Below are 13,645 nucleotides of genomic sequence, written 5' to 3'. Positions count from 1 at the left end.
GGGCGTCGTGGGCGACGGCGGGAGGCTCAGCCGCAGGGACCTGTTCCGGGTAACCGGCGCCGCGGGCGCCGGACTGGCCCTCGGGGCCGGAGGCTACGCCGCCCTCAGTGGAGCCGCCGACGCGCGGGATTCCGGGGACGAGGCGGCGGCCCTGGCCGGCCTTCAGACCGTGGCGTTCCGCGACGTCCACCAGGCCGGCATCGCGACGGCGCAGCAGGAGCACCTGCACTTCGCGGCGTTGGACCTGGTCACGGAAGAGGTTTTGGAGGTGCGCGATCTCCTCCGGGCGTGGACGGAGGCCGCGGAGCGCATGACGCGGGGCCGTCCGGCGGGCGAGGAAAACCACAGCGAGTTCCTGCCACCTGAAGACACCGGGGAAGCCTTCGACCTCTCCCCCGCCAGGCTCACCCTGACTTTCGGTTTCGGCCCTTCGTTCTTCGGCGAGGAGGACGAGGACCGCTTCGGGCTCGGAGCGGCGAGGCCGGCCGCGCTAGCGCCGCTGCCGCCTTTGACGGGTGATGTGCTCGACGAGGCGCGTTCGGACGGGGACCTGTGCGTACAGGCCTGCGCGGACGACCCGCAGGTGGCGTTCCACGCCGTGCGAAACCTCGTCAGGATCTCGCGCGGGCTGGCCGTAGTGCGGTGGAGCCAGCTTGGCTTCGGGCGCACCGCCAGCACCAGCAGGACCCAGGCGACGCCGCGCAACCTCATGGGCGTGAAGGACGGAACCAACAACATAAAGGCCGAGGACGCAGATCTCATGGACCGGCACGTCTGGGTGCCGGAGGGCGAGGGGCCGTCGTGGATGGCGGGCGGGACTTACCTGGTGGCGCGCAGGATCAGGATGCTCATAGAGGTTTGGGACCGCGTCTCCTTGGGCGAACAGGAAGCCAGCATCGGCCGCCACAAGTACAGCGGCGCTCCGATCGGGAAAGAAGACGAGTTCGATCCGGTAGACCTGGAAGCAAAGAGCGAAAACGGGGAGCCGCTGATCGCCGAGGATGCCCACGTTCGGCTCGCCCGCCACAGCGACGAGGAGAAGATCCTACGCCGCGGCTACTCTTTCACCGACGGCTTCGACGCCGAACGCGGCCAGCTCGACGCGGGCCTCTTCTTCATCTCCTTCCAGCGAGACCCCCACAAGCAGTTCGTACCCCTTCAGCAACGCCTCGCCGCCAACGACCGGCTCAACGAGTACATCCGACACACCGCCAGCGCCCTCTTAGCCTGCCCGCCAGGGGCCCGCGAAGGCGGCTACGTCGGCGAACGTCTCTTCGATAGGATCTGAGAGCGGTTTGCGGAGAGACCGACCCTCATCGTTGGTGAGGTTTTCAGGTTTTTAGGCACTCAGATTTTTAGGGGTGCGCCACGAGACCGCGGGCGGGCCCCGACCCTCCACCCCTCGGAACCTCAAAGCCTAAGAACCCGTAGGCCCACCCCCAACGGGCTCGATGATCCCGCAAACCGCTGTGACAACATGAGCCTGACCAATAGACTCGCGCAAGATCCGGGCGTGCGGCCTCATCGTTCCTTCTCCACGCGAAAGACGCGATAGTCCAGGCGGAGCGACTCCTTCACCGTCGGCAGCTCTTTCTCGACGGCGGCGAGCCGGGGGAGGTCGAGCCTGGCCTTCGCCACCTCCCTGAAGTCCCAGTCGGCGAGCAGCGGCGCCGGGCCGCCGTCGGTGGTGACGTAGACGGCGTCGTCGAGGAGGCCGGCCTCCTGAAGCTCGTCCACCTCCCGGACGAAGCGATTGTGATCGTAGGGCAAGACCGGGCGACCGTAGAGGTACTCGAAGGTCGAGGCCGTTACGTCGAAGCCTTCTGGCATCTCCATGTAGACCACCTCGGCCGCAGGTATCTTTTTCTCGATCTTGTCGAAAGAGGAGACCGCCCCGTCCAGCTCCTGGAAGATCAGGATGGGGATCGTGGTGTAGACGGTCCACGAGAGCGCCAAGGCGGCCAGGGCCGCGGAGACGACAGCGCCGGCCCGGCGGCCCAGGAGCTCGGAGATACCGGCCCCGATCTCGGCCGTCGCGTGGGCGGCGAGGAGGGCAAGTATCGGGAAAGCGGCGGGCACGAACCGCCGGGTGGCCCAGGGTAGATCTGGTGCTACGTTCGGGATCACCGCGTAGAGGGACCCGAAAGCGAGAAACGCCCCGAAGAGCAGGGTTCGTCCGGCGTCCAACCGGCGGGCGGCCAGCACGAAGCCTGCGAGGCCGAGGGCCGCGACGGGCGGCGTCACGAACCAGACGATGCGCAGCAGGATCTGGGTCCTGTACGCGTCGAAGTCCCGCGACCCGTCCGGCAAGGTCTCCCACGGCACGGGCAGGACGAAGTAGGCCCAGAGCGCGAGGACGGCCACGCAGGCGGCGCCGAAGACGGCGAAGCGCCCGCCCCTGGACTCCAGGTACGCCCCGATCTCCATCCCCCACCGGCGCCTGACGTACAACACGGCACAGGCCAGGATCAGGACGAAAGGTGCGGCGTACGGGACGAGTGCGAGAGCTTCTTTCAGGCCGTGCTCCGTGTAGATCACGTACAGGTAACGCGAGCCGAGGGTGTTCAGATAGAGGAGCGTGAGGCCGGCGAAGACGACGAGCGGCACCCCAGGGTAGAGCCAGCGGCGAGCGGGCCGGCGGGTGACGAGGTCGAAGACGAAGAGCAGGGGGATCGCGGCCGCCGCGAGGAAGGCGTCGACCCGGATGAGCATGACGCCCCCGAGCAACAGGCCCGCGAAGACGCCCGCCAGGGGGCCGGCGCCGCGCGCGAACCGCGTCGCGAACCAAAGCCCGGCGAGGACCAAGAGCGCGGTCATCACCTCGCTCGAAGGGTGCCGGGCCCACCATACCTGGGCGTAGCTCACTGCAAGAAGCGCAGCCCCGAGAAGCCCGGCCCACCGGCCGAAGAGCTCGCTGCCGAGGGCGTACGCGACGCCGACCGAGAGGGCGCCCATGACGGGGACTACCAGGAGGTTTCCCCAGGTGCCGCCTATAAGGTCGCCCAGACCGAGGAATGCGAACGGTCCGGGGAAGAACTGCGGCACGATAAGGTCCTGCCCGTACACGTAGAACCCGGGGTACTTTCTACCTTCGAGGAAAGGGTGAAAGGAGGCCACGGCCCCGACTAGCGGGTCCCTGTGCAATAACGCCCCGGTCCGCGCCAACTTGTCCGCGAACAGGAAGTACACGCCGGGGTCTCTGCTGTTTAGTACGTACTCCGCCGGCCTGCCATAGAGCCCGAAGCTCCCGGCCACGAGCGCGAGCGCCCCGAAGTCCCAGGCGGTGGGCCGTCCGGTTCCGCCCCGGCCGCGGCCGAGCAAGAAGGCTCCCGCGGCGAGGAGCGCGAGGCTTCCGGCGATCACGGGCACGGTGAACCACCCGGCGAGGGCCAGGAGCGTCAGGAGGGGGGCGGCGAGGGCCAGGGAGGAGCAGAGGCGGAGCAAGAGGAGCTCCGTGAGGCCGTCGTCTTTGCGGGAGAGGAGAGGGGCGAGGAAGTGGCCCGGGAGGTAGAGGGCGGCCAGGATCAGGAGCCCCTGCAGCACGGCGCTTCTAGGCCGGCGCGGCGACGAGCGCGCGGGCGGCCCACTCAGCCTGGGCCGCCACACCTTCTTCGAGGCCCACCCGGGGCTTGTAGCCGAGCACGCGCTCCGCGCGCCCGGAGTCGGCCCAGGTTGACCGGACGTCGCCCTCCGCCTCGGGTCCGTAGCGGACCTCGAACGAGGCACCCGTCACTTTTCTGACGGTCTGGATCATGTCGTCCACCGACGCCCGCGTCCCGCCCCCGACGTTGTACACCCCGACCGGCGCCCCGAGCGCCGCCACCGTCGCCTCGACCGCGTCGGAGACGAAGGTCATGTCCCGCAGCTGGCCCCCGTCGCCGAACACGTCGACCGGCCTGCCCCGCAACGCCGAAAACAGGAAGCGCGAGAGCGCCATCTCGGGTCGCTGGCGCGGGCCGTAGACGGTGAAGTACCTGAGCACGGTACCCTGGACCCCGCGCTCCCGCCCGTACAACCCGACGAGCTCCTCCGCGGCGAGCTTGGAGAGCGCGTAAGGCGAGGCCGGAAAACGCCCATGCCCCTCGTCAACCGGATGACCGGGGTCCGAGCCGTAGACGGAGGAGGAGGAGGCGTAGACGAGCTTCGTCCCCTCGCCTACCGCTTCGAGCAGGCGCTCGGTGGCAACCACGTTGCGGGCGACGTAGCGGGGGAAGTTCCGGCCCCAGCTCCGTCGCACCCCCGGCTCCGCGGCCAGGTGCGCGACTTGTCCCACGCCGTCCAAAATACCGTCCAGGTCAAAGTCCAGTAGGTCGCCCTCCACCAACCGGAACCTGCCGCTCCGCAGCGCCGACTCGAGATTCCGTTCTTTGGTACGGCGGGAGTAGTAGCCGGTAAAGGCGTCGAGGCCTATGACCTCGCGGCCTTCGGCGAGCAGGCGGTCGACCAGGTGCGACCCGATAAAGCCGGCAGCACCGGTTACCAGCACCCGGCTCATGCCACAGCCTTGATCCAGCTCACAAACCACCCGCCTGGTACTTGACGCGCCACAGCGCCGTAGATTACCCTCAGCACCACGTTATTGCAAACGATTGTCATTACGACGATATCTCCGTCGGGCCGTGGCGGTCCGGCGTTGGAGAGGACGGGATTTTGGTCTCACGCGCGAACTCTGTTCTCGCGCTGGCGGTGCTGGCGCTTGTGGTCCTGATCTCCACCGGCTGCGGCCAGCCGCCGCAAGGGGGCCAGGGTGGCGGCGGCGAAAGCGGTTCGGGAGAAACCACCGGGTCCGAGACAACGGGCTCCGAGACGACGGCGCAGGAAGAGCTCAAGCCCGGCGAGGGCTCTCTGGTGGTCTATTCCGGCAGAAGCGAGGAGCTCGTCGGCCCCATCTTCGAGCAGTTCGAGGAGCGGAGCGGCATAGACGTGCAGGTCCGTTACGGGGACACGGCAGAGCTCGCGGCGACTATCCTGGAAGAGGGCGAGAACAGCCCGGCCGACCTCTTCTTCGCCCAGGACCCGGGCGCGCTTGGCGCGCTCGACGACGAGGGCCGCCTGACCAGACTTCCGGATGACATACTCGGCAAGGTCCCGTCGAGGTTCAAGGCCGACGACGGGGACTGGGTGGGGACATCCGGGCGGGCGCGGGTCGTGGCGTACAACACGGAGGAGCTTGCGGAGGGGGATCTGCCAGACTCCATTTTCGACTTCACGGACCCCAAATGGGAGGGCAAGATCGGCTGGGCGCCCACCAACGGCTCGTTCCAGGCCTTCGTGACTGCGCTCCGGGTCCTCGAAGGTGAAGACCGCGCCCGGGAGTGGCTGGAAGGCGTGCAGGCTAACGACCCCTTCGTCTACCCCGACAACCTGAGCGCCGTCGAGGGCGTCGCCTCGGGCGAGGTGCAGGTGGCCTTCGTCAACCACTACTACCTCTTCCAGGTCAAGGAAGAGCGGGGCGACGACCTGCCCGCCGCCAACTACTACCTCGGAGGCGGGGACCCCGGCGCCCTCGTGCTCGCCGCCGGGGCGGGCGTCCTGGATACGGCAGCGAACCCGGAAGCCGGGCGGGAGTTCCTTGAGTTCGCGCTCTCGGACGAGGCCCAGCAGTACTTCGCCGACGAGACCTACGAGTACCCGCTCACCGAAGGCGTGGAGATCAACGACGAGCTCCCGCCGCTCTCCGAGGTTCAGGGCCCCGAGGTGGACCTGAGCAACCTCGACGACCTCGGCGGCACGCTCGAGCTCTTGCAGGAGACGGGGGCGCTCTAGGGTGACGACGCCCGCGGCGGTCGGAGCGCAGGGGCGCGGGTCGAAACCGCGCCGGCCGCCGGTCCTGCTCGGTATACTCGCCGGGCTCGTCGTGACGGCGATGGCCCTGCCGCTCGTCTACCTCGCCGTCCGCTCGTTGGAAGGCGGGTGGGCGCCCGTCGCCGAGGTCGTTCTCGACGGCGACACCCTGGCGGTTCTCGGGCGCAGCGCGCTGCTCGCCGCCGTGGTCACCGCCGCCTCCGTCGCCCTCTCGTTGCCGCTGGCGTGGCTGACGACGCGCACGGACCTTCCGGGACGGCGGACGTGGGCCGTGCTCGCGGCGCTACCGCTCGTCATTCCGTCCTACGTCGGGGGTTTCGTTCTGGTAAGCGTGCTCGGGCCCCGCGGGATGCTGCAGGGCTGGCTGGAGCCGCTCGGGGTGGAGCGTCTGCCGGAGATCTACGGCTTCCCAGGCGCCGCCCTCGCCCTCACCCTCTTCTCATACCCGTACGTCTTCCTGACCGTCAGGGGCGCGTTGCGGGGCATGGACCCGGCCATGGAGGAGGCCGCGAGGAGCCTCGGGAGCGGCGCCTGGGAGACGTTTTTGCGCGTAACGCTGCCCCAGCTCAGGCCCGGCATCGTGGCCGGGGCGTTGCTCGTGGCGCTCTACGCCCTCAGCGACTTCGGGGTCGTTTCGTTGCTGCAGTACGAGAGTTTTTCGAACGAGATCTACATCCAGTATCGCTCCGCTTTCGACAGGACGCCGGCCGCGATCCTGGCCCTGATGCTGGTCGCGCTGACGGTGGCCGTACTTCTCGTCGATGGGGCCACCAGGGGGCGGGCCCGCTACCACGGCAACGCCGCCTCGCGTCCGGCCCCACGGTGCCGCTCGGGCGCTGGCGGTGGCCGGCGCTGCTGTTCTGCGGAGGGGTGGTCCTGCTAGCGCTCGCCGCCCCGTCGGCGTCCTCGCCTTCTGGCTCGTCAGGGGTCTGGCCGAGGGAGAGCCGCTGCGGCCGCTCTGGAACGCGGCCTGGAGCTCGGTCTACGCCTCCGGTCTCGCCGCGGCGGTCACGGCGCTCGCGGCGCTGCCGGTGGCGATCCTGTCCGTCAGGTTCCGGGGCAGGATCTCGGGCCTCGTGGAGAAGACTACGTACCTGGGCTACGCGCTGCCGGGCATCGTGCTCGCCCTCTCGCTGGTCTTCTTCGGGGCCAACTACGCGCCGTGGGCGTACCAGACCCTCGGGCTCCTGGTCTTCGCCTACGCGGTCCACTTTCTGCCGCAGGCCGTGGGCGCAAGCCGCTCGGCCCTCCTTCAGGTAAAGCCCAGCGTCGAGGAGGCGGCGCGCGGGCTCGGGCGCGGGCCGGTGCGGGTCGCGGCGACGATCACGGCCCCGCTCGCAGGTTCTGGCGTCGTGGCGGGCGCGGCCCTGGTATTCTTGACGACGATGAAGGAATTACCCGCAACGTTGTTGCTCGGCCCCACGGGGTTCGAGACGTTGGCGACCAGGATCTGGAGCGCGACGGGAGACGCGTTCTTCGCCAGGGCTGCGGCTCCCGCCTTGCTACTTATCGGGATCTCGGCGGTCCCGCTCTACCTGCTCGTCATCCGGGAGCGGGCGAAGTGAGCGCCGCCGTCCGCCTCACGGGCGTGAGCCGCTCCTACGGGCCCGTCGCCGCCGTGCGCGGCGTCGACTTCGAGGTCGAGCGCGGCGAGGTTCTGGCCCTCCTCGGCCCCTCCGGGTGCGGCAAGACGACGACGCTGCGCCTGATCGCGGGCTTCGAGACCCCCGACACGGGCACGGTCGAGGTCGGCGGCCGGACCGTCGCGGGCCCGAACCTGCGGGTTCCGCCCGAGAAGCGGCGGGTAGGCATGGTCTTCCAGGACTACGCCCTCTTCCCCCACCTGACCGTGGCCCAGAACGTGGCCTACGGCCTCCCCGGCGGCAAGAGGCGCAACGGCCGCGTCGAAGAGGTCCTATCTCTCACCCACCTCGACGGCTTCGGGTCCAGGATGCCTCACGAGCTCTCGGGCGGCCAGCAGCAGCGGGTGGCGCTCGCGAGGGCTCTGGCGCCGAACCCCGAGGTCGTCCTGCTCGACGAGCCCTTCTCCAACCTCGACGCCGCCCTCCGGACGCGAGTGCGGGCCGAGATGCGCGACATACTGACGGACGCGGGCGCGACCGCGATCTTCGTCACCCACGACCAGGAAGAGGCCCTGAGCCTCGCCGACGAGGTGGCCGTGATGCTCCACGGCACCATCGCCCAGAAGGCGGCCCCGGAGGTCCTTTACCACGAGCCCGCCAGCCGCGAGGTCGCCGAGTTCGTGGGAGAGGCCAACTTTATCCCGGGCACCCACGAGAACGGCCGCCTGAGCTGCGTGCTCGGCGACGACGTGCCGGCCTGCGGAGAGTGCACCGGCACCGTCGAGGCGATGCTCCGCCCCGAAGCGCTCACCCTGCGCCGCCTGAACGGGGAAGCTCCCGACGGCACGGAGACCAGGGCGACAGTCCTCGCCCGGGAGTTCTACGGCCACGACCAGCTAATAAAGCTGCGCCTCGACTCCGGACCGGTCCTCTGCTCCCGCCTGGGCGGCGGACCCGGTTTCAGACCGGGCGAGCGCGTGGCGGTGGCCGTCGCGGGCAGGGCGGTCGTTTTCCCGAAAAGCTAGCGACCGTTCTGGCCGTCGCGCCCTTGCGCCGGCCGAAGTGTTCTACGCACTCGGGTGAGTAGAGGCGGGAGGTTGCTCCCGCCCAGCACGCCGGAACGAAAACGCCGATCCTACGAATAGCGCGACGAAGAACCCGTTGAGGGCCAGGATCCCTGCCGGCGGGCTCCACGGGGAGCCCAACCCGAAGATCAGCGCGATCCCGGCGACCGACGCCTGAGCGAGCGCCGTCGCGAACAACGCGCGTACCATCCCGCACGGCCTGAAGCGCGCGACGATCGCGCCGCTGATCCCGACGGCGAGCCTGTCAAGACGAGTCGAGCGCCGGCTCTGGCACCTGGATTGTCGAGTGCGCTCCCTACCCGAAAGTGGATGAATAGCAGAGTACGTTTGGTACGTTGCGGTCTACTTCTTGCGGGCGCCGGGGCCGGGTACCCGGGCCAAGATCTCCACGCCCCGGGCGAGCTCTTCGGGGCCGGCGCCCACGTAGCTGAGGCGAAGGAAGGGTCCGGTCGGCTCGGCCGGGAACCAGTGTCTCCCCGGGCTCACCACCGCCCCCGCCCTCTCGGCCTCGGCGGCCACCAGGGCGTCGTCGGTCCCCTCGGGCAGCCCGACCCAAAGGTGCAGCCCGCCCTTCGGCACGGCCGGCATCCTCACCCCCGGCAGGCGCCCGCGGACGGCGGACACGAGCGCGTCGCGCCGGACCCGAAGCTCCTTGCGCACGCGGCGGCGGTGGCGCTCCCAGGCGGGAGAAGAGAGAAGGTCGAGCGCTGCCTCTTGCAAGGGCCCCGCGACAAAGAGGTCGTTCACCAGGCGGGCGGCCTTTAGCCGGGCGCCCGCCGGCCCCCTGGCGCAGAGGGCCGCGACCCTCATGCCGGGCGCGAGGATCTTCGTAAGCGACCTGACGTGGACGACGTGCCCGTCCGGGTCCCCACTCGCCAGCGTCGGAGGCGGCTCGCCCTCAAGCGCGAAGTCGCGCGCCCAGTCGTCCTCGATCACGAACGCCCCCGCGCCCCTGGCCGCCCCCAGGACGGCCTCGCGGCGGTCCCGGGCGAGCATCGCCCCGTGCGGGTTGGCGTACAGAGGCTGGCAATAGAACAGACGGGATCCCGTCGCCGCGAACGCCTCCTCCAAGAGCTCCGGGCGCACCCCGCCCGCGTCCGTCGGCACCGGCACCGGCACGAGGCCCGCGGCCCGCGCGACGGCGAGGGCCCCGATGTAGGTCGGCGACTCGAAGAGGACCGGGGAGCCCGGCGCGGCCAGCGCCCGGAACGCCGCCGAGAGCGCCGCCTGCCCGCCCGAGGCGACCACGGCGTCGTGAGCCCCAAAGCCGCCCCCCGCCTCCCTGGCGAACCACGCCCTGAGCTGCTCCGAGCCCTCGATCGGCGCCCTGCCCCACGCGCCCGGACGGCGCGCCGCCCGCCCCATCGAGGCCGCCAACTGGGGGAGCGGCTGGAGGTCTTCGGAGAGGTAGCCGCTCGTGAGCGGCACCGCCCCGGCCCTCGGCACCGCCAATAGCTCGCCGAGCCCGTCGGCCGAGACCGTCCTCTCCCCAAGCGCCACGCTCTGCCACCCGTAGTCCGGCGCGGGCCGGTCCGAAGGCCGGACGGTGTCGCGAGCCGCAACGAAGCTGCCCAGGCCAGGACGTGCCTCCACCAACCCCTCTGCCACGAGCCTCTGCACCGCCCGCTGCACCGTCACCGGCCCAGCCCGATGGCGGGCCATCAGCTCCCGCACCGAGGGCAGCCTCTCGCCAGGCACGCCAGCCTCGGCCGCCCCCCTGAGATCTTCCGCTACGCGCGTTATCGTGTTATCGTTGTTCATGAATACTGAGAGTAACGTTACCGGTGCGCCGTCGAAAACGCAAGCCCCGCGGACGAGGGGCCTCCTGTTCGGGTTCTTGGGGGTTCTCGCCTTCAGCTTCACGGTCCCCCTGACCCGCGTGGCGGTGGCGGACCTGGATCCGGCGTTCGTGGGGCTCGGGCGGGCGCTGGTGGCGGCAGCCCTGGCCGCGATCCTGCTCCTCGCCACGCGCCAACCCCTGCCGGAGCGCCGGCATTGGGTCCGGCTGGTGGTGGTGGGCTCGGGGATTATCGTGGGCTTTCCGCTTTTCACGTCGCTGGCCTTGAGGGAGCTTCCGTCGGCGGACGCGGCGGTGATCGTCGGCCTGCTACCGGCGGCCACAGCCGTTATGGCGGTCTTGAGGGCCGGCGAGCGGCCCTCACGGGCGTTCTGGGGGGCGTGCGCGTTCGGGCTATTCGCGGTCCTCTTGTTCGCGGCCTCGCAGGGGGCGGGGCTGGTGCCGGATCGGGGGCACCTGCTGGTTCTGCTCGCCGTGGTGCTGTGCTCCTTGGGGTACGCTGAGGGCGGAGCCCTGGCCCAGGAGGTCGGTGGCTGGCGTGTGATCTCCTGGTCGCTCGTTATCTTCGCCCCCTTCCTCGCGCCGTTCGTGGCTTGGTCGGTCTTCGGCTCCAGCGGAGCTGGCCTGGCCGGAGCCAGTCCGGCCGCGTGGGTATGCTTCGCCTACGTGTCGGTGGTGAGCATGTTCCTGGGGTTCTTCGCCTGGTACAGGGGGCTCGCGGAGGGGGGCGTCGCGCGCGTCGGGCAGGTCCAGCTCTCCCAGCCCGTCCTCACCATCCTCTGGTCCGCGCTGCTGCTCGGGGGGAGCATCGGACCCCTCACCGTCCTTTGCGCCCTGCTGGTGCTTGGAAGCGTCGTCATCGGCCAGAGAACCAGGGTCAAGGGCGGTGCTGCGGGTGGTGCTGCGGGCGGTGCCGGGGGCGGTGCCGGGGGCGGGAAGGTTGTTGCCGCGAAAACGGGTCGGGAGGGATAGGGCATGGCCGAAGCCGACCCGCGGGGTCGCCGAGACCGGCGCGGTGCCCGGGCGCGGCCTGGAGGTCGACTGCAAGTTCGCGGGGCGGGGGAAGGTCGATGCGGTCCGACCGGAAGGAGGATCATTTCGTTAGAATGTCACCAACTGCTTGGGGAGGATTCTGATGAACGTTTTCGGGTTGGACGTAGGCGGGTCGGGGATAAAGGGTGCTGCGGTGGACACCGAGACCGGGGAACTCGTCACGGAGAGGGTGAGGATCAAGACGCCCCAACCGGCGACGCCACGGGCAATAGTCGATACCGCCGTCGAGGTGGTCCGCAGGTCGGGGTGGGATGGGCCGGTGGGGTGCGGGTTCCCGGCCGTGATCAAAGACGGCGTCGTGAGGACGGCCGCGAACATCGACAAGGCGGCCATCGGCTTCGACCTCGCCGGGGCGCTCGGGCAGGAGTTGGGCGGCCCCGTGACGGTGGTCAACGACGGGGACGCGGCGGGCCTGGCCGAGATGCGGTGGGGCGCCGGACGGGGCGTGCGCGGCCTCGTCCTGATGCTCACGCTCGGGACCGGCATCGGGACCTCGCTGTTTATAGGAGGCCGTCTCGTGCCGAACACCGAGTTCGGGCACATCGAGATCGGGGGCGAGGACGCAGAGTACCGGGCCTCGGACGGCGCCCGCAAGCGCGAAGACCTGAGCTGGGAAGAGTACGCCGCGCGGCTGGACCGTTACCTGCACGCCATAGAAGACCTCCTCTGGCCCGACCTGATAGTGATCGGCGGCGGCATCAGCAAGAAGTCCGAAAAATACCTCCCCCACCTCACCACACGCACGGAGATAGTCACGGCCAAGATGCTCAACGAAGCCGGTATCTCTGGCGCCGCCCTGGCCGCGGTTCCGGATCAGCCAACCGAGAAGGCCGCCGAATAGCGCCGGTCCTACGGGCCGGTCGAGAGCAGGGCCGTCACCTCGGCCCGCAGGGCGGGATCTTCCCCAAAGACCCCGCGCGCGGCCGACGTGACGGCCCTCGCGCCCGGCCGCCACGCGCCGGTGGCCGCCATGCAGGTGTGCTCCGCCTCGACGACGACGAGCGAGCCCCTTGACCCCATGCCGCCGTGCAGGGCGTCGGCGACCTGAGCTGTGAGACGTTCCTGAAGCTGCGGCCTCGCGGCGTAACCTTCCACGACCCGCACGAACTCCGAAAAGCCGAGGACCTTGCCCTCGGGCAGATAGGCCGCGCCGGCACGCCCGATCATGGGCAGAAGATGATGCTCACAGTTGCTTACGAACGGGATGTCGCGCATGAGGACGAGGTCCCTGGCCCCCTCGTCGAAGGAGACTTCGAGGTGGCGGAGCGGGTCTTCGCGGAGCCCGCGGAAGAGGTGCGCGTAGGCTTCGGCCACCCTCCCCGGCGTCTCGTCGAGGCCCTCTATGCCCATCGCGTCGAGGATCTCGCGCACGGCCCGCTCCACGCGCCGCCGGTCGAAGCCCGGGTCCGCCTCCCCCACGCCGCTAGCCCCGCACGATCCCGGGAAGGCCCCGGAGGTCGGAAAGAACGAAGGTCGCTTCGGGCGCTTCAGAGCCTTTCCTGTCGATAAACACCGCGTCCACTCCTGCCTCGGACGCACCTTTCACGTCCGAGACGGGGTCGTTGCCGACCATGACCGCGCGGTCTGCCGGGACGCCGGCTACGCGCAGGGCCTCCTCGTAGATCTCACGCCGCGGCTTCTCGACGCCCAGCACCGCGGACGCGACGATGCCGTCGAAGAAACGCATCCATCCCAGACCTTCGAGCACTTTCTCGAGCTCGATGTCCCAGTTCGAGACCACGTAGACCGGTACGCCGAGCGTCTTTAACTCCTCCAATACCGACTCCGCCTCGGGGTAGGGGTTGAAGGAGATCCGGCGCTCCGCCACCTCCGCGAGCACCTCCGACGGGGCCTCGACGCCGAGTTCCCCCGCGGTCCGCTCGGCGTTGCGCCGCCTGAACCGGGCCAGCGCCTCCTCCGTCCTGTGCTCGATGTTCTCGTGGATGTGCCGCCTCAGGCTCCCCCACACCGGCCCGGCGGCCCCCTCGACGGTCAGCCCCCCGTTGTTCGAGTACGGCGAGAGGTCCTCGACGTACCCCTCCACGTCAAGATCCACCCAGAGCAAAGTCCCGTCCACGTCCAGAAAAACCGCGTCGTACCGCACCCTACCGTTTCCCCCCGGCCACGATACCGCAAGACGCTCGCATCCCACGCCCGTTCACAGAGAAACCCCTCACCACTCGCACCCCTCTTGCAACTTTCAGATTACTAGTGCCAGAAGTATAAACCCGGTCCCGGCGAACCAACGTGAACCCATCCCCAGCCCGGCGGAACTCCACGGCCAAGCCATAAGCTTTCGAGCTGAAAGCGAGGCCGAAGGC

At 69.7% G+C, this 13,645-nt stretch carries 12 protein-coding genes; 7 read left to right on the top strand and 5 right to left on the bottom strand.

All coding sequences use genetic code 11. The annotated features are described in order from the left end of the window. Positions 1 to 7 precede the first annotated feature (7 nt). Positions 8 to 1,288 carry an iron uptake transporter deferrochelatase/peroxidase subunit gene (gene efeB, locus GBA63_RS08850; RefSeq protein ID WP_166175334.1) on the top strand — a complete coding sequence of 427 codons (1,281 nt, stop codon included), beginning with the start codon at positions 8 to 10 and terminating at the stop codon, positions 1,286 to 1,288. Positions 1,289 to 1,521: 233 nt separating this feature from the next. Here the strand turns inward: efeB and GBA63_RS08845 are convergent, their stop codons facing one another. Continuing rightward, entirely contained in the window at positions 1,522 to 3,543 is a 2,022-nt protein-coding gene (locus GBA63_RS08845) for a glycosyltransferase family 39 protein (RefSeq protein WP_166175332.1), read from the bottom strand. Positions 3,544 to 3,550: 7 nt separating this feature from the next. Continuing rightward, positions 3,551 to 4,495, bottom strand: a complete 945-nt coding sequence (locus GBA63_RS08840; protein ID WP_166175330.1) for an NAD-dependent epimerase/dehydratase family protein — start codon at positions 4,493 to 4,495, stop codon at positions 3,551 to 3,553. Positions 4,496 to 4,650: 155 nt separating this feature from the next. On the opposite strand from GBA63_RS08840, the gene GBA63_RS08835 reads away from it, so the two are divergent. Genes GBA63_RS08835 through GBA63_RS08825 form a run of 4 tightly spaced genes read left to right on the top strand, consistent with a single transcriptional unit; the run spans position 4,651 to position 8,413 of the window. Then, positions 4,651 to 5,766 (top strand): iron ABC transporter substrate-binding protein, encoded by a 1,116-nt coding sequence (locus GBA63_RS08835; RefSeq protein ID WP_228282381.1) that lies wholly within the window; start codon positions 4,651 to 4,653, stop codon positions 5,764 to 5,766. Between the two features lies 1 nt (position 5,767). Beyond that, entirely contained in the window at positions 5,768 to 6,688 is a 921-nt protein-coding gene (locus tag GBA63_RS23175) for an ABC transporter permease (protein WP_207957160.1), read from the top strand. Further along, positions 6,648 to 7,370, top strand: a complete 723-nt coding sequence (locus GBA63_RS23170) for an ABC transporter permease (protein WP_207957159.1) — start codon at positions 6,648 to 6,650, stop codon at positions 7,368 to 7,370. The genes GBA63_RS23175 and GBA63_RS23170 overlap by 41 nt, the downstream gene beginning before the upstream one ends. Next, positions 7,367 to 8,413 carry an ABC transporter ATP-binding protein gene (locus GBA63_RS08825; RefSeq protein WP_166175328.1) on the top strand — a complete coding sequence of 349 codons (1,047 nt, stop codon included), beginning with the start codon at positions 7,367 to 7,369 and terminating at the stop codon, positions 8,411 to 8,413. Before GBA63_RS23170 ends, GBA63_RS08825 begins: the two co-directional genes overlap by 4 nt. Before the next feature lie 402 nt (positions 8,414 to 8,815). Here GBA63_RS08825 and GBA63_RS08820 read toward each other — a convergent pair whose 3' ends face one another. Further along, entirely contained in the window at positions 8,816 to 10,234 is a 1,419-nt protein-coding gene (locus GBA63_RS08820; protein ID WP_166175326.1) for an aminotransferase-like domain-containing protein, read from the bottom strand. Between GBA63_RS08820 and GBA63_RS08815 the strand changes: the two genes are divergently transcribed. Next, the gene (locus GBA63_RS08815) at positions 10,233 to 11,243 is read left to right on the top strand and encodes a DMT family transporter (RefSeq protein ID WP_166175324.1); all 1,011 of its coding nucleotides are present in this window, start codon (positions 10,233 to 10,235) and stop codon (positions 11,241 to 11,243) included. The genes GBA63_RS08820 and GBA63_RS08815 overlap by 2 nt on opposite strands. Positions 11,244 to 11,406: 163 nt before the next feature. Beyond that, the gene (gene ppgK / locus GBA63_RS08810; protein ID WP_166175322.1) at positions 11,407 to 12,165 is read left to right on the top strand and encodes a polyphosphate--glucose phosphotransferase; all 759 of its coding nucleotides are present in this window, start codon (positions 11,407 to 11,409) and stop codon (positions 12,163 to 12,165) included. A gap of 8 nt (positions 12,166 to 12,173) precedes the next feature. Here the strand turns inward: ppgK and folE are convergent, their stop codons facing one another. Continuing rightward, positions 12,174 to 12,743 (bottom strand): GTP cyclohydrolase I, encoded by a 570-nt coding sequence (gene folE / locus GBA63_RS08805; RefSeq protein WP_166175320.1) that lies wholly within the window; start codon positions 12,741 to 12,743, stop codon positions 12,174 to 12,176. Between the two features lie 4 nt (positions 12,744 to 12,747). After that, positions 12,748 to 13,428: an HAD family hydrolase gene (locus GBA63_RS08800; protein ID WP_166175318.1), complete on the bottom strand. Its 681-nt coding sequence runs from the start codon at positions 13,426 to 13,428 to the stop codon at positions 12,748 to 12,750. Between the last annotated feature and the right edge of the window lie 217 nt (positions 13,429 to 13,645).

The sequence above is a fragment of the Rubrobacter tropicus genome, from assembly GCF_011492945.1.
GTDB classification, from domain to species: domain Bacteria; phylum Actinomycetota; class Rubrobacteria; order Rubrobacterales; family Rubrobacteraceae; genus Rubrobacter_D; species Rubrobacter_D tropicus.
Note: the sequence above shows the minus strand (reverse complement) of the source record. Positions and strands in the feature narration are given on the sequence as shown.

Bases quoted from the DNA above. Each gene is read 5' to 3' on its own strand.
- GBA63_RS08840 (WP_166175330.1), bottom strand. From the start codon at position 4,495: ATGAGCCGGGTGCTGGTAACCGGTGCTGCCGGCTTTATCGGGTCGCAC.
- GBA63_RS08815 (WP_166175324.1), top strand. From the start codon at position 10,233: ATGAATACTGAGAGTAACGTTACCGGTGCGCCGTCGAAAACGCAAGCC.
- GBA63_RS08820 (WP_166175326.1), bottom strand. From the start codon at position 10,234: ATGAACAACGATAACACGATAACGCGCGTAGCGGAAGATCTCAGGGGG.
- ppgK (WP_166175322.1), top strand. From the start codon at position 11,407: ATGAACGTTTTCGGGTTGGACGTAGGCGGGTCGGGGATAAAGGGTGCT.